Raw genomic sequence first — 20,496 nt, forward strand, 5'->3', positions numbered from 1 at the left:
AAAATAGCAATTATATTTGCTCAATAATGACGCTAATTGCGCGTTGCTAGTATATCGTTATATACTAGCTCACATTTTTCCTAATGGTTTTATTCTGTGCGTTTAAATTCAAGTCAACAAAAAGCCGTTGAATATGTTTCAGGACCTTGCCTTGTTTTAGCTGGGGCAGGTTCTGGCAAAACTCGGGTTATCATTAACAAAATTTCCTATTTAATTCGTGTTAAAGAATATTTACCACGCCATATTGTTGCGGTTACCTTTACGAATAAAGCCGCACGCGAAATGAAAGAACGTATAGCCCAAGCTCTTAGTAAACAAGAAGTAAGAGGGCTTAAAATATCAACATTCCATACGCTAGGATTGGATATTATTCGCCGAGAGTATACTCATCTGGGAATTAAATCTAACTTCTCACTATTTGATGATCATGATCAAACAGCGCTACTTAAGGAACTAACTCATCAATGGTTAGAAGATGATAAGGATCTGATTAATCAATTACGCTCAACAATCTCAAATTGGAAAAATGATCTTGTTGATTCAACTATTGCGATGGCAAGAGCGCAGACGAATAAAGAGAAATTATTTGCTCACTGCTATCAATTGTATGAAAAACAATTAAAAGCTTGCAGTATATTAGATTTTGATGATCTTATATTATTGCCCACACTCTTATTAAAAACCAACGAAGAAGTTCGCGAAAAATGGCAAAACAAAGTTCGTTATTTGTTGGTTGATGAATATCAAGACACAAACACAAGTCAGTACGAATTTATCAAATTACTGGTTGGTAACCGAGCTAAATTTACTGTTGTTGGTGATGATGATCAGTCTATTTACTCTTGGCGTGGTGCACGACCACAAAATTTAGTATTACTTAAACAAGATTTTCCTAATTTAGAAGTGATAAAATTAGAACAAAATTACCGATCATCGGGTCGAATTTTAAAAGTGGCGAATATCTTAATAGAAAATAATCCACATATATTTGAAAAAAAACTTTTCTCAGAACTGGGTTATGGTGAAACATTAAAAGTTATTTCAGCCGATAGCGAAGAGCATGAAGCCGAAAAAGTTATTAATCACCTTATTGGCCATCGCTTTGCGCATAACAGTCAATATGGTCAATACGCTATCTTATATCGTGGCAATCATCAGGCACGACTAATTGAAAAGATACTCATGCAATATCGGATACCGTATCGAATCTCTGGCGGTACATCATTTTTTGCTCGAATTGAAATTAAAGATTTAATGGCATATTTGCGATTATTAACTAATCCAGATGATGATAATGCGTTTATTCGTATTATCAACACACCAAAACGAGAAATTGGTCCAGCAACTATTCAAAAACTTGGCGAATGGGCTAATCATCGAGGTGTTAGTTTATATCAAGCAAGCCATGATATGGGGTTGACCCAATTGCTTTCAGGTAAACGTATGGAGTCATTACAAGAATTCATACAATGGTTTGATGCCCTTATTCAAAAATCTCATACTGAACCCATGGAAGCTATTTATGAACTTCTACACGAGATTCATTATGAGAGCTGGATTTATGAAACCTCATCATCCCCAACATCAGGGCAAATGCGTATGCGGAATGTAGAACAATTGGTCAGTTGGTTAAACGATATGTTGCAAGGTGATGATATTGATGAAGCAATGACACTTGAACAAGCTGTCGCTAGATTTACTTTGCGTGATATGTTAGAACGTAACGAGTCCGAAGAAGAACTCGACCAAGTACAACTTATGACACTACATGCATCTAAAGGATTAGAGTTTCCTTATGTCTACTTGATTGGCATGTCCGAAGGTTTATTACCTCATCAAACCAGCATTGATGAAGATAACATTGAAGAAGAGCGCCGTTTAGCTTATGTTGGTATTACTCGGGCGCAACGAGAACTGACTTTTTCTTTTAGCCGGCAACGTAAACAATTTGGCGAAACCCTTCAAGTTGAACCGAGTCGATTTTTATTAGAACTGCCACAAGACGACTTGGAGTGGCAAGATCAGCGTAACGAATTATCACCTGAAAAAAAAATGCAACAAGGGCAAAGTAGACTAGCCATGCTAAAAGCGCAAATTGCCAAGGCTAAGTAACCAAATTTTGACAATTATAAAATAAGGAATAACAAATGATGAAGTTAATAATAAGTGTCATATTAATTTTAACTAGTTGCTTTGCGAATGCTACAGGTTTAAATTATCACTCAGAACGCACGAGGCTCTATCAATTAACCAAAAAATTTGAAGCGCAAAAAACATTACCTAGGTTATATACAAAAGAAGGTAAAGAAATTCTTAGCCAATTTACTGCTCCCAAACTTCTTGAGAATTTTTCAAAAGATAAAATAGATGAGAAATTAGATATAACCAATTATATCAACCATATAGTTGAGATTTATTTAACCTTTTCATCAAATAAATCAAACGAAATAACCAGCCAAGATCTAACGAATAACCTAAAACGATTTCAACAAGAAATTATTTTATTAAGCACTTTTAATATAAAATATTTTGCGGCAATATCTCCCCATATTAATCAGTTTTATAAAGAACTTCCCGATAATGAAAGAGGTGGAGTCATACAGTATAGTGTGAAAATGATGCAATCAGAAATGTTAAAATATTACTACGGTGGATTTAAGTGGATTGCTTTACCAGATTGTTTAACTGAACAATCTAAATTGGATATTATCGACACATTAGAACAATCAGCTGAAAATTACGCTAAATTTATCCCAGAATCGAAAAAGACCGCAATCATTGAAAAGGCCGAACAATTAATAACTCAACAGCCTATATTTAAATCACAGTTATCACATATTATCAACGTGATGAAAACAAACGAATGTGAAGAAATATGTCAAATAATCTACAAAAATAAGTGACTTATGTATATACTCTTTATCAATCTAATTAAATTTATCATAGTATAAGTTAGTTACAACTAATTTGGTTATTTGTATTAATTTTCATCAATATTTTTAAGGATCATTTGGTATGATTTTAGGTAATATTAATCATTTAGGGTTAGTTCCTTATTTACCCGAAAAAATTAAACAATCAATTGAATATATTAAAGATAATGTCAATAATAACACGCCTGTGGGGCGTTACGATATTGATGGTGATAATATGTTTTTTATGGTGTCAGATAGTACATCGCGATATATCCACGATGCTAATCCAGAATATCATGAAAAATATATTGACGTTCAGATTGTTTTAGTTGGGCAAGAGGGTATGGCAGTGAGTACGTTACCGCCATATACAAAAGTGTTAGATAATAAATTAGCAGAAAATGATATTGCCTTTATCGAAACACCAAAAGAAGAAACCTTGTTGATATTACACCCAAATGATTTTATCGTGTTTTTACCTAATGAAGTGCATAAACCGCTTTGTGCAATTGATAATAATATCGAAACAGTTCGCAAAGTTGTGGTAAAAATCGCGTTAGATTATTTATAAAAAGGTTAAAGATGATAAGTATAATATGGCTACAAAAATAGCTGTTATTGGCGAATGTATGATTGAATTGTCGATGAATCAGGATTCGACTACGCGTGGTTTTGGTGGTGATACGCTTAATACATCGATTTATTTGTCTCGTTTACTAAAAGATAATGATTTTTCAATACATTATGTAACCGGGCTTGGTACCGATCCCTTCAGTCAAGAAATGTTAGATTGTTGGCAAACAGAAAACATTCAAACAGATTTAGTACAAAGAATGTCTGATAAAATGCCGGGGCTTTATTCTATTGTTACTGATGAACATGGTGAACGGTCTTTTTATTATTGGCGTAATGATGCTGCTGCTAAATTTTGGTTGAAAACAACTGAAACAGATAGAATAATTCAGCAAATTGAACATTATGATTATGTATATTTGAGCGGTATTAGTATTGCTATTTTAGATGCTGAAAGTATCCTTAAATTATTAGATCTTTTAAAACGTGTTAAAGCTAATAGCGGTAAAGTTATTTTTGATAATAATTTTCGTCCATGTTTATGGAGTAGCCTTGATTTGGCTCGTAGTGTTTATGCTGATATTCTTAGCTTTACAGATATTGCATTTTTAACATTAGATGACGAAGATTTATTATGGGGTAAGCTACCTTATGAGCAAATTATTGAGCATACAAAACAATTTGGTGTAACTGAAATTGTTATTAAACGTGGCAGTGATAGCTGTATTATTGATTCTGCTGATGGTCGTTTTGAAGTTCCTGCTAATAAAATCACTAAAGATAAAGTGATTGATACTACTGCCGCTGGCGATTCATTTAGTGCTGGTTATCTTGGGGCTCGTTTAAGTGGAAGGAACCCTTCTCAGTCAGCATTACAGGGGCATTTGGTGGCTGGCACGGTTATACAATATCGCGGCGCAATTATTCCTGTTGATGCGACTCCAAAATTGATATACTAAGTTAAATCAACAAATGACGGTTATTAATGACCGTTTTTCTCTGCGGTAGAAATAAAAATTTTAGTTTATTTTTTGTCAAAAAGTTTCAGGTAAAACTGTGTTTTAGTATAAAATTAGCCAAGTAGTATATTCAGCTATATAGTTGTATATTTAATCAAATGTTACTGGTATAATATACAGTTAATTTTCTATCCATTTTGTTTAAAAAACACAACAAAGAAGAGATCTATGTCAATCAAAGATATCGATATTCGTGGTGCGAGAACGCACAATCTAAAAAACATTAATGTAACCATTCCAAGAGATAAATTAGTTGTTATTACAGGTCTTTCTGGATCAGGTAAATCTTCGTTAGCATTTGATACTTTATATGCCGAAGGGCAACGACGCTATGTTGAATCGTTGTCGGCGTATGCTCGTCAGTTTTTATCATTGATGGAAAAACCTGATGTAGATCATATTGAAGGATTATCACCTGCAATTTCGATCGAGCAAAAATCAACTTCGCATAACCCTCGTTCGACAGTAGGGACTATCACTGAAATTTATGATTACTTACGTTTGCTTTTTGCTCGAATTGGAGAACCTCGTTGTCCAAATCATCATTTACCGTTAGCTGCACAAACGATATCACAGATGGTCGATAGCATCATGGCGTTACCGACTGATAATCGTTATATGCTACTTGCCCCTGTGGTTACTGAGCGTAAAGGGGAGTTTGTTAAACTGTTCGAGCAACTTGCTGCTAGTGGTTATATTCGGGTACGAGTGGATGGTGATGTATATGATCTTTCTGATCCGCCAATTCTTGAATTGCAAAAAAAACATACCATTGAAGTTGTTGTTGATCGTTTTCGTATTCGTGACGACTTAAAACTTCGTTTAGCAGAGTCGATTGAAACGGTTCTTTCGATCACTAATGGTATTGTTAAAGTGGCCAATTTGGATGATCCACAAGCTGAAGAATATTTGTTTTCGGCTAATTTTGCTTGTCCTATTTGTGGTTACAGTATTTCTGAATTAGAACCGAGATTATTCTCGTTCAATAATCCCGCTGGTGCGTGCCCTGAGTGTGATGGTTTGGGGGTGCAACAATATTTTGATCAAAAACGTATTGTTCAGATGCCAGAAGTTTCATTAGCTGCTGGTGCGATTAAAGGTTGGGATCGTCGCAATTTTTACTATTTCCAGATGCTAAAATCATTAGCAGATCATTATAAGTTTGACATTGATAAACCGTATGGGAAATTACCTGAAAAGATAAAAAATATTTTATTAAATGGTTCAGGTAATACCGAAATTCAGTTTGTTTATTCAAACGATCGTGGTGATGTGGTTAAGCGTAAACATCCATTTGAAGGGATTATTAATAATTTAGCTCGTCGGTATAAAGAAACTGAATCACAAACTATCCGTGAAGAGCTAGCAAAATATATTAGTCATCGACCTTGTCCTTGTTGTAATGGTTCGAGGTTATGTACGGCAGCAAGAAATGTGTTTATTAATGATACAAATTTACCAACAATTAGTGATTTAAGTACGCAACAAGCCAAGGATTTTTTTGATAAATTGACATTGACAGGGCAACGAGCTCAAATTGCAGAAAAAATCTTGAAAGAGATAAACGATCGTTTACAATTTTTGATTAACGTTGGACTTAACTATTTAACGCTTTCAAGATCCGCTGAAACATTATCAGGTGGTGAAGCACAACGTATTCGATTAGCAAGCCAAATTGGTGCAGGTCTTGTTGGCGTGATGTATGTGTTAGATGAACCTTCTATTGGATTGCATCAGCGAGATAATACTCGTCTGATTGACACTTTAACGCATTTACGTGACTTAGGTAATACTGTTATAGTCGTTGAACATGATGAAGAAGCTATTATGGCTGCTGATTATGTGATTGATATTGGTCCTGGGGCAGGGGTTCATGGTGGTGAAGTTGTTGCTCAGGGAACACCCAAACAAATAATGGCATGTAAAACATCTTTAACAGGAAAATATTTATCCGGTAAAGAAAAAATTGAAATACCAACTATTCGCACCAAAGTCGATAAGAAAAAAATGTTATCTCTTATTGGTGCAACCGGCAATAATCTTAAAGATGTGACATTAAATATTCCAGTTGGCTTATTTACATGTATCACTGGTGTATCGGGTTCGGGAAAATCAACCTTAATTAATGATACCTTATATCCCCTTGCCCAAAACGAACTCAATGGTGCAGAAAAAACTGAAATAGCACCCTATAAATCAATCAAAGGACTTAACCATTTTGATAAAGTAATTGCGATTGACCAAAGCCCAATTGGACGTACGCCACGTTCTAATCCAGCAACTTATACTGGATTTTTTACTTCTATTCGTGAACTTTATGCTGGTGTACCAGAATCTCGAGCTCGAGGCTATAATCCAGGGCGCTTTAGTTTTAATGTTAAGGGTGGACGCTGTGAAGCTTGTCAAGGTGATGGTTTAATCAAAGTTGAAATGCACTTTTTGCCTGATATTTATGTTCCTTGTGATCAGTGTCATGGCGCTCGCTATAACCGTGAGACCTTAGAGATCAGATATAAAGGAAAGTCTATTAACGAAATTTTAAATATGACAGTTGAAGAAGGTCGCGAGTTTTTCGATGCCGTGCCAATGATAGCACGCAAACTGCAAACATTGATTGATGTTGGGCTTTCTTATATTACCATTGGACAGTCAGCAACAACATTATCGGGTGGTGAAGCGCAACGAGTAAAACTTGCAAAAGAATTATCTAAGCGAGATACTGGTCGTACTTTGTATATCTTAGATGAACCAACAACTGGGCTACATTTTGCTGATGTGAAACAATTATTAACGCAATTACATTCTTTGCGAGATAAAGGCAATACTATCGTTGTTATCGAGCATAATTTGGATGTAGTTAAAACAGCAGACTGGATTGTGGACTTAGGACCAGAAGGTGGTAATGGTGGCGGAGAAATTATTGCCGAAGGGACGCCAGAAGAGGTTGCGAAATCTAAACATTCCTTCACTGGTAAATATTTAAAACCGTTGTTGGAAAAACAAAAAGTAGTCTAGAATTATTATTAATATAGCATATAAAGAACGGGCGAGGAGCAACGCCCAGTCTTTTTATATACTTTAATTAATATTATAGTTAAATAAGTACTGAAAATAGACAGAAACTGGATTTGCGACGAGTTTGGTAAGATTCTTAAGTGCAATTATCAGCATGGTGTGGTTGATGAAAGGGGTTGTATTTTGACATTGCTAATTGTATTGATGATCATAGTCGCCTATATTTTGGGCTCGCTTTCTGGTGCAATGATTATTAGTCGCATCATGCATTTACCTAATCCTTCAGAACATGGATCTCACAATCCTGGAGCAACCAATATTTTACGACTCAATGGCAAATTACCAGCCATTTTTGTTTTAATCTTTGATATGTTAAAAGGTACAATTCCTGTTTATATTTCATATCGGCTTGGTATTACACCTTTCTTTTTAGGTATTATTGGTATTTTTGCTTGTTTAGGACATATTTTCCCCTGTTTTTTTCATTTTCGTGGAGGAAAAGGAGTTGCAACTGCGTTAGGTATGATGGCTCCAATTGGGTTTGATTTTACAGGTTGCTTTATTTTAACTTGGTTACTTACTTTACTAATAACAGGATATTCTTCGGTGGCTGCAGTTGTTGGTTTTCTTATGGCGCCATTTTATGTTTGGTTATTCAAACCTGAGCTTACTTTACCAGTTGCAATGCTTTCTTGTTTGATTATTGTTCGCCATAATAATAACATTATGCGCCTTTTTAAAGGTGAAGAACCAAAAAGTTATCATCGTAGCAAGAACAAAAGATAGTCTAAAAATTTATACATAATAATGTTATATATTTGAATATGTGCTTTTATAACATAGATTGTACGTTATGTAACATCCTACCTACTTATTTTCTGCAATCTTTTTGATTTTATCGTTAGTTAATTAAACAATAGAATAATTCTTGTTTGATAGATTTTTTAAAAAAGGTATTATTATCTTAAAACTCAAATATGTGGAAACCAAATAATTCATGCAAATAAGCCCATTATTAGAATCACTTATGGAAGCATTGCGTTGTTTACCTGGCGTTGGTCCAAAATCGGCGCAACGAATGGCCTTTCATTTATTACAACGAAATCGACAAGGTGGCATTAAATTAGCTCATGAGCTACATGAAGCAATGATAAATATCGGCCATTGCAAGGAATGCCGAACTTTTACCGAACAAGAAACCTGTACTATTTGTGCAAATGCTCGTCGTCAAAGTAGTGAACAGCTTTGTGTGGTTGAAACTCCAGCAGATATAGTAGCCATTGAACAAACTGGGCAGTATAGTGGTCGCTATTTTGTATTATTAGGGCATTTATCACCTTTAGATGGTATTGGGCCTAGTGATATAGGTCTTGATTTATTGAAAAAAAAACTATCTTCAGAGTCGATTAGCGAAGTTATTTTAGCCACTAATCCCACCGTCGAAGGTGATGCAACAGCTAATTATATTGCGCAAATGTGTGCAGAGTTTAATGTAACAGCAACAAGAATAGCTCATGGTGTTCCAGTTGGTGGTGAACTCGAAATGGTAGATGGTACCACCTTATCGCATTCGTTTGTTGGTCGTCAAAAAATAGAATTATAATTTTATTGAACTTTTAGTACTTAGCCAGTCTTTATAGCTAAGATCAGAAATGAAAAGAGGTATTATATGAAGTATAAAGCCGTAGCCTTTGATATGGATGGTACGTTGTTAGCCGGCAATCGTTTAATTTTACCAGAAACAATAGCGGCCATTGAAAAAATTACAGCTAAAGGTGTGAAAGTTATTTTAGTTTCAGGGCGGCATCATTCTGTAATTTATCCTTATTACTATCAGCTCAAATTATCAACCCCGGCAATTTGTTGTAATGGATCTTATATCTATGATTTTGAGAAACAAAACGCTTTTGCCGCTAAACCAATGACGAAAGATCAGGCTCGAATGCTACTAAATCTTGTCAATCAATATGGTATTCATACATTAATTTATACTGATAAAATGATGACTTATGAATTGTTAGATGATCATCTAGAAAGCTTTTTTAAGTGGGTTAAATCATTGCCTGAGTTTTTACAACCTGAAATTAAAAAAGTAGATGATTTTGAAAAAGTTATTGAGCAATCTGACGCTATTTTTAAATTTGCAACAAGTAGTCATAATATACCTGCTTTACAACAATTTTCAAATGCAGTTGATTCCTTAGGTATGTTTTCGTGTGAATGGTCTTGGTCAAATCGAGCAGATGTAGCAGTTAAAGGAAATACCAAAGGAAATGGGTTAACTCACTGGGCAGAGTACGAAAATATTGATTTAAGCGAAATAGTCGCTTTTGGTGACAGTTATAATGATATAAGTATGTTATCTATTGCTGGATTAGGGATTGCGATGGGTAATGCTGATGATGAAGTGAAAGCCAAAGCAAATTATGCCATTGGTGATAATAATGGCCCTAATATAGCTAAAGAGCTTGAAGAACTCTTTTTATAATTGATATTTTAATAAATATTCTATGTTTGAAATTCTTTATCAAGATGATGACTTAATTGCCATTAACAAACCATCTGGTTGGCTTGTGCATCGCAGTTGGTTAGATAAAACTGAAACAGTTGTTGTGATGCAAACATTGCGTGATCAAATCGGTCAACATGTCTTCCCTATACATAGGCTAGATAGACCAACCTCTGGTGTTTTGTTGTTTGCTCTTTCTAGTGATGTAGCAAGAATTATGTCAGAAGAATTTGCAAAAAAACAAATTGAAAAAACGTATCATGCGATTGTGCGCGGTTATGTTGAGGGGGAAGCGGTGATTGATTACCCTTTAGTTGAAGAATTAGATAAAATTGCAGATAAATTTACTAATAAGAATAAACCAGCACAAGATGCCGTCACATTTTACAAATCTATCAGCAAAATTGAAGTTCCGATTAAGGTTGGCAAATTTGAAACAGCAAGGTATAGTTTTGTTGAATTAAAACCACAAACCGGTCGTAAACATCAACTACGTCGCCATATGAAACATATTTTCCATCCGATATTGGGGGATAGCAAACATGGTGATTTACATCAGAATCGTGCATTTGCAACTTATTTTAATATCAAACGATTGATGTTACATGCAAGCAAACTTGAAATCAAACATCCAATCCAACATAAACCAATGATTATTGAAGCTAAGTTAGATCAAAGTTGGCAAGATATCCTTTTAAATTTTAAATAGTGTTATTATTCCATATTACTTTGCAATTATTTGATTATATAGTATTATTTTGTCGCTTTCTGTGATTCTTTTTGTGGATTCAATTTAGGAGCATAATTTTAACATATTAATATTAAACATAAATAATATTAGGAACGGAAATAAAAATGAAATTAGTAATAAAGTTTTTAAGCATTTTCTTATTAGCACTTATGGTAACAGCATGCTCGAATGATGATTCTCCTGAACAAGTAGCAGAAAAATTTATCTCAGCGATCTACAAAGGTGATTCAGATACTGTTATAAATCTCATCAATTTTCCTAAAGATGATGATAACAAAGGTATGGATATGCGAATGTTCGTTAAAAGCAAAATGCAAGAAGCACTACAGCGAGGTAAACAATTTGCTGATGAACATGGAGGACTTGATAAAGTCGAATCTGAACTCGTAAAATATACTAATGATGAAAAAAATATGGCAATAGTTAGCACTACTGTTATCTTTAAAGATGCTACTAAAAAAGAGGAAAAAAACATATCGGTGATTAAAGCTGATGGTAAATGGCTAATTAATCTTAAATAGCTATATTATTGTCAATATAGATTATGTTTTTAGAAGAATCTAAAAAGGGTAAATAGTGATTACCCTTTTTTATTAAGAAACGATTTTTGATGAGATCTTGCTATTATCTTTGTATGATGTTAATTATGATGCTAGTAAATTTTGCTCTAGCTAATGATACTGTTCATTTTTCAAATCCAACCACCGAAACACCACATTCAGTAAAAGTTGGCGATTGGATTTTTAGAAAAGGTATACAAACCGATAGTCTTATAGTCAATCAATTAGGTGGTAGTAATTTTTCACATATTGGTATGATTATATCAATCAATCCAGAAATTAGAATTATTCATGCTACGACCAACGATGATGAGTACCATCCTAACCAAGTTATTGTATCAACTTTAGCAGAGTTTATAACGCCAGAACTAGCCGAAACATATGCTATAGCAAGACCTAATTTTATATCTAATGAGCAACAACAACAAATTGTTAATGATCTTTTAACAAAGCAAGGTGAAGCTTTCATATTAGCCCCCCGTGAAGAGCCACATCTTTATTGTACAACGTTACTTTTTGATTCCATCATCAAATTTCAACCTAATTTTAATGTTAATTGGCAGTCAATTAATTTTCCATTTCTAAGTGGTGTTTATTTATTTCCAAATGCATTCGCTAATTATCCAGATATTACCTGGATCTATAAATATCCCGAAACATCAGAATAATTTGTTATTCTATTGTATGTAAAAAATGGAAGCGCAATAAATATTGCGCTTTATTATTAATAAAAGTTATATTAATCTTCTAGATAATTCTTTTGCATAGTTTTAAAATCTTGCTCTGTGAAACCTAATTCTTGCTTGATGTAATTAGCTGGAGTGCCAGCAACTTCTTTCATAGTATTGAGAATTTCAATAACAAAACTTTCACGCGTATCAATTAAACTCAATAAATAACCTAACACATCTTCATTATCCGTAATTTTTCGATATGCAGCCATTTTTATTTTGTTTCGTTCTAAACGATTTTGATGTGTTAACATGTAATCATAAATAATGTCTTCCTCTGATACTCCTAACATTACTTGTAATAATAACACACCATAACCTGTGCGGTCTTTACCTCCTCGACAATGTTGTATGTTTGGGCTATTGTTTGGTTCTAACATTATTTGAAGCATCTGTTTATAGGCATTTTTCGATTTGTCACTTAATACAAAATTACGATATTGTTCAAGAACTTGTATGCCTTTACCATTAACTAATTCCTTAGGAATATCGTGTAGTACGCTTTCAATTAGTGCACGATCTTCATCACTAGGGTCGGCAGCAAATTGAGCAGCAAGTTCAGCTGTTTGCGCTGAAGCATCTAAATTAAAAGTATTTTGTTCACCGATGAAAGTATTTGGACTAGTTTTGATTTCGTTAGCACAACGATAATCTATAATAGTCTTGATACCAAGTGATCGAATATAACTTTCAGCATTAGGTTTCAATCCATATAAGTGATTAGAACGATATAGCTTTCCCCATTTTACTCGTTTACCATTACTTCCTAAGTAACCGCCAAAGTCACGAAAGTTATTTAAGCCTGCAATAGGTAGAGTACGTTCTCCAAATAAAAATGAATCATGTTCTTGAGTTTGTAATATCAAATAAATTCGTCGCTTTGTTTGTAAAGGATCGTCAATAGTGAAATCATTTTGTATATTTTTACTTATTAATGTTTTATTAGATGTATTGATATTGGCTTCATCTGTCCAATATAAATCTACGGGCATATTGTTGCTAATTTTAAATGAGATTTTTAATTTATTTTGTTTATTACGGATAACCGATGCTGTTTCAATTTGTTTTTTCATGTTACATCCTTATTTTAAAACTCCAAATACCGACAAAATTACACCTATTACCATTACACTTAAAATTAATGTAACTGTATATTTACCTTGAAATTTTTTTACTAAAAAGAATGTGCCTAAAGCAAACATTAAGGTTAAAAAGTTAGGCATTACTTTATCAAACATTTCCTGAATTTTTACTGATTGCTCACCGACATTAATCGCCAATGGTGTAGATACTTTAACCGTTGTTGCAATTAAAGAGCCAAGAACCATAACTCCGACTACATTAGCTAAGTTACTTATTCGTTGAATAATGTTTGAATTTTTGGATTGTTCAATTAGATCAACACCTTTATTATATCCGTAATGAATAAAGAAATATTTAGTTAATATATTGACTATATTATAGATTAGGAACATTAAAATTGGTCCAATAATATTACCTTGTAGAGCAAAAGCAGCTCCAATGCTGCCACAAATTGGCATCCAAGTGAATTTTAATAGGCTATCTCCTAATCCTGCAAATGGTCCCATTAAACCAGCTTTCACAGAAACAACAGCTTCTTTTTCGTCTTCTTTCGTTTTTTCTTCCATTGCTGCGGTTACGCCTAAAATTAGTGCGTTAGCATTGATTTGACAATTAAAAAATTCTAAATGACGATTCATTGCTCGAACACGAGTTTCTTTATCAGCATCATGGTAAAGCCTATCCAATACTGGCGTCATACAATGCGCAAACCCGATCATTTGCATTTTTTCATAGTTATAAGAAAAAGACATTGTTTGTAAATTCCAAAAAATGCGATTAAGATCTTTCTTTGTTATTTTTTTTTCATTTATCATAGGTCATAATCCTCTTCAATGTTATTATTTAATGCAGATTTATCATCTTGTTTATATGCATTATTATTTTTGCTGCTCATTGATGCCATGTCATACAGTACGGCAAAAGCTAAGGCGATAAAAGTGATTGGGATAATTGGTAATTTTAGATAAGTAGTTAACATAAAACCAAGGAGGAAAAAAAACCACATTCTGCCTTTTAATAGCATCAATAATAAAATACAAATACCGACAGCAGGAATTAGTTTAGAAGCAACCCCCATACCAGTGATTATACTTTGTGGGATAGCATCTAAAATTGTTTTAATAAGATCACTACCAAAGTAAATGGCTATAAAACAAGGTACAGCACGAATCAAAAACCATACAGGAGTTGAGAAAAAATGAACTTTACTTAGTGCTTTATAATTACCATTTTCAACAGCCCGTGTTGCCCATGGATTAAGAAAACAAGCAAATGAACGCCAGATAATAAGTAATTGTTGACACAGAAGTGATACTGGTACTCCTAAAGCAATCCCTGTTGCAATTCCTCCTCCCGTAGTAATTCCAAGTGAAACACCAATAATTGCACCAGCTACAATATCTGGCGCAGAATAAGCCCCAACATTGCCAATACCCATCCACATTAACTCTAGTGTTGCACTGATTATGAGCCCTTGAACCAAGTCTCCCATGATGATACCTGCAATTGTACCAGTCAATAATGGTCGACGTAACATTTGTGGACCGACATCATCCATAGAACAAATTCCCGCCCAAAAGGCGACAAGAATAGCCTGTGTTAACATAAGTTAACCTCCAAATTAATGAACAAAAAAGTTGTTAAAGTTTAATCAAGCAATGGTTTTAGCTCGATAATTGGATCTTTTGGTACCATTTGAATTTCGACTTTCACATTTTTTTCAATAATGTGTTTAAATGCTTGTTTCTCTTCATGAGTTACTGATACCGCCCGTGATAGCTGATGTCTTCCTTCTTGCATTCGCATTCCTCCTACATTGAGTTTTTCAATTTCTAGACCACCTTCAATTAACTTATTCACATCTATACTATTTGTAAAAAGTAGCATTGTGCGTTTTTTTATAGGTGTTTTTTTGATAATGTCGATAAACTGTTGTACTCCAAAAACCAATACTTTTAATTCTGGAGGAGCAGACATGGTTAAGACTGATTGTTGAACCTTATCCATTGCAACTTTATCATTGATAATTAAGACTTGTTCAATATTATAATTTTTTACCCAAGTAGTGATCACTTGACCGTGGATAAGGCGGTCATCTATTCTTGTTAAATTTATTGGCATTGTTACCTCCTTACAGTAGAGTAGATTGCTCAGATTTGGCATTTAAAACTTGTCCAACATCAATACAACTTTGCGGAAATATTTCTTCAATCGCTGTTTTTACATTATTAAGTGTACCTTCTCGATTATTTAAAACTTCAAGTAATATTGGAATATTAAATCCACAAAAAAGTAAAATTCCTTCATGTTTAAAAAGTAATTCTCCCGCCAAATTACATGGTGTACCACCTATAATATCAACAAGGATAATTACACCGTCACCTTGGTTGAGCGCTTGATAACTTTCCTCTATTTGTTGGCGTAATTCTTCGATATTGCTATCGATTTGAACAGATATCACACGGATATTTTGTTGTTTACCTATTAGCATTTGAGCACAATCAAGTGCACCTTGTGCAAATGAGCCATGGCTAGCTAAAATAACGGGCAATTGTCTATGCATTATCAATTTCCTTTTTAATTATTTTTAATGTAACATTATTACTTTAGTTTTAAATTTATTTAGTAATAAAATTACATCTATACTTAATTTTAGTCATCAATTTTTTTTAAAATTTTTAAAAAATTGTGATTTAGATCATGTTTAATTGTAACTATTTAACAAATAAAATGTTTTGTGAAGTTTCTTTAATTTCTATAGGAGTTATTAGTTTGATAGATAAAAAGAGGAAGATCGTAGCTATTATGAAATAATTAAATACTATATCATTGTGAAGATAGCTAAAATATTATTAAATGGCTGTGAGTATATTACCGATGAGGGTACTTGCGTTCTTCTCTATTTTGAGTTTGTAATAACAAACGTTTGTCATATTTGCGTATAAATAAATTAGTCACAATCATATTGATAACTGAAATTTGCGAAATTTTAGATCGAATAGGAATTAAACGTGAAACATGTTCTGTAGATGTAGTATTCAATATAATATCAGCTAGCATAGAAACTTGGCTTTGTCCCATTTTAGTTATAGCAATTGATGGTACTTTATTTTCTTGTCCTAATTTTAATAACTCAATACATTCAGGTGTTTCTCCTGAGTGAGATATAATTATAATTAAATCATTTTTATCAAGGGTACTGACAATACTTTTTTGAATATGTGCGTCAAAATGACAATTAACATCTTTTTTTATTTTAATAAGTTGGTATTCAAGCTCTTTACCGACTAAACCACTGCTACTGCTACCAAAAATAATAATTTTATTACTAGCAATTATTAGATCTATGGCTTTATCTAGCTCTTTAGGTTTGATCATTGAATGAGTTTCATCGATAGATGATTTTTCCATTGCTTGCACCTTTCTATTTACATCTATCAAAGTATCATTAAGATTTATATCATCTTGTAAAATATCAGCACTTAGTTTTTGTGGAGAGGATGAAATCAAGTCAACTTTAAAATCACTAAAACCGTTATAACCTAATTTATTACACAAACGTAAAATAGTACTTGTACTAACATGGTTAAGTTTTGCTAAGGTCTGAATACTCATATTTTTTAGGGTTTGTGAGTGATCCATAATGTACAGAGCGACCTTTAATTCTTTGGAAGACAAGTCTTTTTTTACTTCTCTGAATTTTAAATTAATCATAATTAGGCCTATAATATGAAATATAGTTAACACAAGTATATAAAATTAGTATAAAAAATAGAAAATATTTTTATGGTACATGTTATTTATATAATTTTAATCAGTTTTGACTAATTTTAGTATTAACTTTTAAACTTATCATTATTTGGTATGTATTGGGCTACTAAAATTTTGTCAAAAAAGTCGATTATTTAAAATTTAGTTAAAAATAAAGTGACTGCTGTAATTATAATCTATTTAATCTTGACGATTAGTCAAGCCAGTGATACTATTTGCAACCTATTCAGATAGACCTCCAAGGCGCGTTGGCAGAGTGGCCATGCTGCGGATTGCAAATCCGTCTACCTCGGTTCGACTCCGGGACGCGCCTCCATTTTTTAAATTAATCAATTTTTACTTTTTTCAGTTATATTTATTTTTTAATTTTGTAAGCTAATTTATTAACATTATTTATGGGCTACTTTAATTATCATGCAAAAGCAAAGAAGTTAATCAAAAATGGTAAACTTGTTAGATATGAGTTTGTGGATAATTGGAATGGTATTAAACCTGCATTAGTTTTATATTTTAAAGAGGTTAATCCCATGCCAATTAGAGAATACCGATGGGATGAATATTTACCATTATTGAATAACAAAACCTAACTTATCATACTTAAATAAAGTGAGAAGTGTCGAGAAAAGCAATAACTGAAAGTTTTTTATAGCTTGGAATATAATAAATTTGCCAACAGATAGGCTAAAGCGTAAAATGCCCATCCTATTTTGCTTAACCTATTACTTATAAGTAATACTGACCTGAAATCAGAGGCATTTTTAATGACAAATTTATATGCAAAACCAGAATTACTTTCCCCTGCCGGTTCTTTAAAAAATATGCGTTATGCTTTCGCATATGGTGCAGATGCTGTTTATGCCGGCCAACCGCGATATAGTCTACGAGTTCGTAATAATGAATTTAATCATGAAAATCTAGCAATTGGCATTAACGAAGCACATGCTCAAGGTAAGAAGTTTTATGTAGTTGTGAATATAGCACCACATAACTCGAAGTTAAAAACTTTTATTCGTGATTTAGAACCCATTGTAAATATGAAACCTGATGCCTTTATCATGTCAGATCCAGGTTTAATCATGTTAGTTCGCGAACATTTTCCTGATATGGAAATTCACTTATCTGTACAATCGAATGCTGTTAACTGGGCAACAGTAAAATTTTGGCATCAAATGGGATTAACTCGAGTCGTTTTATCGCGCGAATTATCACTTGATGAAATTGCTGAAATCCGTAAAAAAGTTCCTGAAATGGAGTTAGAAGTGTTTATTCATGGTGCATTGTGTATGGCATATTCTGGGCGCTGCTTGCTTTCGGGCTATATTAATAAGCGTGATTCAAATCAAGGGACATGTACTAATGCTTGCCGTTGGGAATATAAAGTTGCTGAGGGTAAAGAAGACGAAGTGGGGCAAATTGTACATAAATGTGAACCGATCTCGGTAAAACAAGTTGAACCAACATTAGGAATTGGTCAAACTACTAGTAAAGTATTTATGCTTGAAGAATCAGGTCGCCCAGGTGAATATATGCAAGCTTACGAAGATGAGCATGGTACATATATTATGAACTCAAAGGATTTAAGAGCAGTGGAATTAGTAGATGATTTAACAAAAATTGGTGTACATTCGCTCAAGATTGAAGGGAGAACTAAATCTTTTTATTATTGTGCAAGAACAGCACAAGTGTATCGCCAAGCTATTGATGCAGCGAGTGAAGGTAAGCCTTTTGATCCTCGCTTGTTACAAGAGCTTAATGCACTTGCTCATCGAGGGTATACGGAAGGATTTTTACGTCGCCATAAGCATGAAGAAATGCAAAACTACAAACATAGCCATTCTGTTTCGGAAAGGCAACAATTTGTTGGTGAGTTTAGTGGTGAACGATTAAATGGGTTGGCTGAAGTTATCGTAAAAAATAAATTCTCTGTTGGGGATAGCGTTGAAATGATGACGCCGAAAGGCAACAAAACTTTTACGATTGAGCGAATGGAAAACAAAAAAGGACAACCTGTTCCTGCTGGTTTAGGTGATGGTCATATTGTTTATATTCCGATTCCTGAAGAAATCGATTTAAATTATGCATTATTAATGCGTAATTTTGATTAGTTTGGTTAAGCATAAAAACTGTTCGGGATGTCCGAACAGTTATATTAAACAGAATTTTATTATTGACGAATTAAATTGTCTCCATAACCTATCCATTTATAGGTAGTTAAAGCTTCGAGTCCCATTGGTCCGCGTGCATGTAGTTTTTGTGTACTAACTGCTACTTCTGCACCTAATCCAAATTGCCCACCATCAGTAAAACGTGTTGATGCATTGACATAAACTGCAGCTGCATCAACCTGATTTACGAACTGTTCTGCATTAAGCAAGTTACGCGTGAGAATGGATTCCGAATGCCCCGTACCATACTCGCGGATATGCTCTACAGCCAATTCAAGTGAATCAACAATGATCACATTTAAATCTTTTGATAACCATTCTTGCCGTAATTCTTCATTTTTTACTGGTAGGATAGTTGCATTACCTGTTTTTAATATGTCATAACAGTTTTGGTCAGTATGTAATACGACGTTATTATCTGCCATGACCTGACAAAGTTTTGGTAAAAACTGCTCCGCAATATTTCGGTGGACTAGTAACGTTTCAAGCGTATTACAAGTGCTTGGACGCTGAGTTTTGGCATTGACAATAATTGGTAGAGCATTATCAACATCAGCACTTTCATCAACAAAAATGTGACAGACTCCAATACCACCTGTAATGACAGGTATTGTTGAATGTTCACGGCATAATTTATGTAAAGATGCACCACCTCGAGGGATAATCATATCGATATACTTATCGAGTTTAAGTAACTCATGAATATATTTACGATCAGGATTATTAATACATTGAACAGCTGTCTGGGGTAAACCAACTTGTTTTAACGCTTTTTGAATAACAGAAATTGTGGCCATATTAGTATTGATTGTTTCTTTACCCCCGCGAAGTATTGCGGCATTGCCTGTTTTTAAACAAAGAGCTGTAATATCAATTGTTACATTTGGTCGAGCCTCGTAAATCGCACCAATAACGCCAAGTGGTACTCTGTGACGGTGTAACTTTAAGCCGTTTTCTAAAGTAGAACCATCAATGATTTGACCAATAGGATCAGTTAATGAAATGATTTTACGGACATCATTGGCAATAGATGATAATCGTTTGGGTGTTAAGAGTAGACGATCTAAAATGGCTTCGTTTAAATTTTGTTTTTTTGCCGCTTGGATGTCCTTTTCATTTGCAATGAGTATACTTGCGCTATGCTGTTCTAATAAATCAGCAATAACCATCAACGTGTTGTTTTTCATTGCGGTAGGACATTGTGCTAGTTGATATGAAGCAAGTTTAGCAGTTTTACCCATTTGCTGTAACATTGTTATCACCACTATTTTATATTACTATTTAGTTGTTTTATATTATTTATTTCTTTTAATAATGATTGCTTATCATCATCAGTCATATAATTTAAATCTATCTACTGCTAACCAATTAGCAATTATACCTCCAATAGCTAATCCTATAATT

Annotated in this window: 20 protein-coding genes and 1 tRNA gene; 14 read left to right on the forward strand and 7 right to left on the reverse strand. The window is 33.6% G+C overall.

The features are described 5' to 3' along the window. The first annotated feature begins 96 nt into the window (after positions 1-96). The 11 genes from rep (at position 97) to ACGH6S_RS06320 (ending at position 12,010) form a co-directional block, all read left to right on the forward strand. Positions 97-2,112 (forward strand): DNA helicase Rep, encoded by a 2,016-nt coding sequence (gene rep / locus ACGH6S_RS06270; RefSeq protein ID WP_411578489.1) that lies wholly within the window; start codon positions 97-99, stop codon positions 2,110-2,112. Between the two features lie 35 nt (positions 2,113-2,147). Further along, positions 2,148-2,903 (forward strand): hypothetical protein, encoded by a 756-nt coding sequence (locus ACGH6S_RS06275; RefSeq protein WP_411578488.1) that lies wholly within the window; start codon positions 2,148-2,150, stop codon positions 2,901-2,903. Positions 2,904-3,015: 112 nt separating this feature from the next. Further along, positions 3,016-3,486, forward strand: coding sequence for a YhcH/YjgK/YiaL family protein (locus tag ACGH6S_RS06280; RefSeq protein WP_411578487.1), 471 nt, complete (start codon positions 3,016-3,018; stop codon positions 3,484-3,486). Between the two features lie 25 nt (positions 3,487-3,511). Continuing rightward, complete coding sequence (locus tag ACGH6S_RS06285; RefSeq protein WP_411578486.1) at positions 3,512-4,447, forward strand: sugar kinase; 936 nt, start codon at positions 3,512-3,514, stop codon at positions 4,445-4,447. Between the two features lie 234 nt (positions 4,448-4,681). Continuing rightward, positions 4,682-7,522 carry an excinuclease ABC subunit UvrA gene (gene uvrA / locus ACGH6S_RS06290; protein ID WP_411578502.1) on the forward strand — a complete coding sequence of 947 codons (2,841 nt, stop codon included), beginning with the start codon at positions 4,682-4,684 and terminating at the stop codon, positions 7,520-7,522. A 183-nt stretch (positions 7,523-7,705) separates the two neighbouring features. Next, positions 7,706-8,308 carry a glycerol-3-phosphate 1-O-acyltransferase PlsY gene (gene plsY / locus ACGH6S_RS06295; RefSeq protein WP_085165445.1) on the forward strand — a complete coding sequence of 201 codons (603 nt, stop codon included), beginning with the start codon at positions 7,706-7,708 and terminating at the stop codon, positions 8,306-8,308. Between the two features lie 211 nt (positions 8,309-8,519). Beyond that, entirely contained in the window at positions 8,520-9,125 is a 606-nt protein-coding gene (recR, locus tag ACGH6S_RS06300; protein ID WP_065560888.1) for a recombination mediator RecR, read from the forward strand. Between the two features lie 66 nt (positions 9,126-9,191). Further along, a complete protein-coding gene (locus ACGH6S_RS06305) occupies positions 9,192-10,010 on the forward strand; it encodes a pyridoxal phosphatase (protein ID WP_034914751.1) in 819 nt (272 codons plus the stop codon). A gap of 22 nt (positions 10,011-10,032) precedes the next feature. Continuing rightward, positions 10,033-10,740: a tRNA pseudouridine(65) synthase TruC gene (truC, locus tag ACGH6S_RS06310; protein WP_174798465.1), complete on the forward strand. Its 708-nt coding sequence runs from the start codon at positions 10,033-10,035 to the stop codon at positions 10,738-10,740. A 146-nt stretch (positions 10,741-10,886) separates the two neighbouring features. After that, positions 10,887-11,303 carry a DUF4878 domain-containing protein gene (locus tag ACGH6S_RS06315; RefSeq protein WP_085165439.1) on the forward strand — a complete coding sequence of 139 codons (417 nt, stop codon included), beginning with the start codon at positions 10,887-10,889 and terminating at the stop codon, positions 11,301-11,303. 125 nt (positions 11,304-11,428) lie between these two features. Continuing rightward, positions 11,429-12,010: a hypothetical protein gene (locus tag ACGH6S_RS06320; RefSeq protein ID WP_411578485.1), complete on the forward strand. Its 582-nt coding sequence runs from the start codon at positions 11,429-11,431 to the stop codon at positions 12,008-12,010. Between the two features lie 71 nt (positions 12,011-12,081). Here ACGH6S_RS06320 and ACGH6S_RS06325 read toward each other — a convergent pair whose 3' ends face one another. From ACGH6S_RS06325 to ACGH6S_RS06350, 6 genes are all read right to left on the reverse strand, one after another. Next, positions 12,082-13,146, reverse strand: a complete 1,065-nt coding sequence (locus tag ACGH6S_RS06325; RefSeq protein WP_174798463.1) for a tyrosine-protein phosphatase — start codon at positions 13,144-13,146, stop codon at positions 12,082-12,084. A 9-nt stretch (positions 13,147-13,155) separates the two neighbouring features. Next, positions 13,156-13,971 carry a PTS system mannose/fructose/sorbose family transporter subunit IID gene (locus ACGH6S_RS06330; protein ID WP_174798462.1) on the reverse strand — a complete coding sequence of 272 codons (816 nt, stop codon included), beginning with the start codon at positions 13,969-13,971 and terminating at the stop codon, positions 13,156-13,158. Further along, positions 13,968-14,762, reverse strand: a complete 795-nt coding sequence (locus ACGH6S_RS06335) for a PTS mannose/fructose/sorbose/N-acetylgalactosamine transporter subunit IIC (RefSeq protein WP_174798461.1) — start codon at positions 14,760-14,762, stop codon at positions 13,968-13,970. The genes ACGH6S_RS06330 and ACGH6S_RS06335 overlap by 4 nt, the downstream gene beginning before the upstream one ends. Positions 14,763-14,803: 41 nt before the next feature. Next, positions 14,804-15,277 (reverse strand): PTS system mannose/fructose/N-acetylgalactosamine-transporter subunit IIB, encoded by a 474-nt coding sequence (locus tag ACGH6S_RS06340; RefSeq protein WP_174798460.1) that lies wholly within the window; start codon positions 15,275-15,277, stop codon positions 14,804-14,806. Between the two features lie 10 nt (positions 15,278-15,287). Continuing rightward, a complete protein-coding gene (locus tag ACGH6S_RS06345; RefSeq protein WP_411578484.1) occupies positions 15,288-15,719 on the reverse strand; it encodes a PTS sugar transporter subunit IIA in 432 nt (143 codons plus the stop codon). A 308-nt stretch (positions 15,720-16,027) separates the two neighbouring features. Then, positions 16,028-16,870, reverse strand: a complete 843-nt coding sequence (locus ACGH6S_RS06350; protein ID WP_174798458.1) for a MurR/RpiR family transcriptional regulator — start codon at positions 16,868-16,870, stop codon at positions 16,028-16,030. 299 nt (positions 16,871-17,169) lie between these two features. On the opposite strand from ACGH6S_RS06350, the gene ACGH6S_RS06355 reads away from it, so the two are divergent. From ACGH6S_RS06355 to yegQ, 3 genes are all read left to right on the forward strand, one after another. Further along, a tRNA-Cys gene (locus ACGH6S_RS06355) sits at positions 17,170-17,243 on the forward strand. A 79-nt stretch (positions 17,244-17,322) separates the two neighbouring features. Further along, on the forward strand, positions 17,323-17,514 hold the full coding sequence (locus ACGH6S_RS06360; protein WP_174798388.1) for a thermostable hemolysin delta-VPH: 192 nt from the start codon (positions 17,323-17,325) through the stop codon (positions 17,512-17,514). A 174-nt stretch (positions 17,515-17,688) separates the two neighbouring features. Beyond that, positions 17,689-19,032, forward strand: coding sequence for a tRNA 5-hydroxyuridine modification protein YegQ (gene yegQ / locus ACGH6S_RS06365; protein WP_411578483.1), 1,344 nt, complete (start codon positions 17,689-17,691; stop codon positions 19,030-19,032). A gap of 59 nt (positions 19,033-19,091) precedes the next feature. Here yegQ and proA read toward each other — a convergent pair whose 3' ends face one another. After that, positions 19,092-20,345 (reverse strand): glutamate-5-semialdehyde dehydrogenase, encoded by a 1,254-nt coding sequence (gene proA / locus ACGH6S_RS06370; RefSeq protein WP_065590526.1) that lies wholly within the window; start codon positions 20,343-20,345, stop codon positions 19,092-19,094. Between the last annotated feature and the right edge of the window lie 151 nt (positions 20,346-20,496).

It is taken from the genome of Gilliamella sp. BG3 (genome assembly GCF_046635605.1).
In the GTDB taxonomy this organism is placed as follows: domain Bacteria; phylum Pseudomonadota; class Gammaproteobacteria; order Enterobacterales; family Orbaceae; genus Gilliamella; species Gilliamella bombi.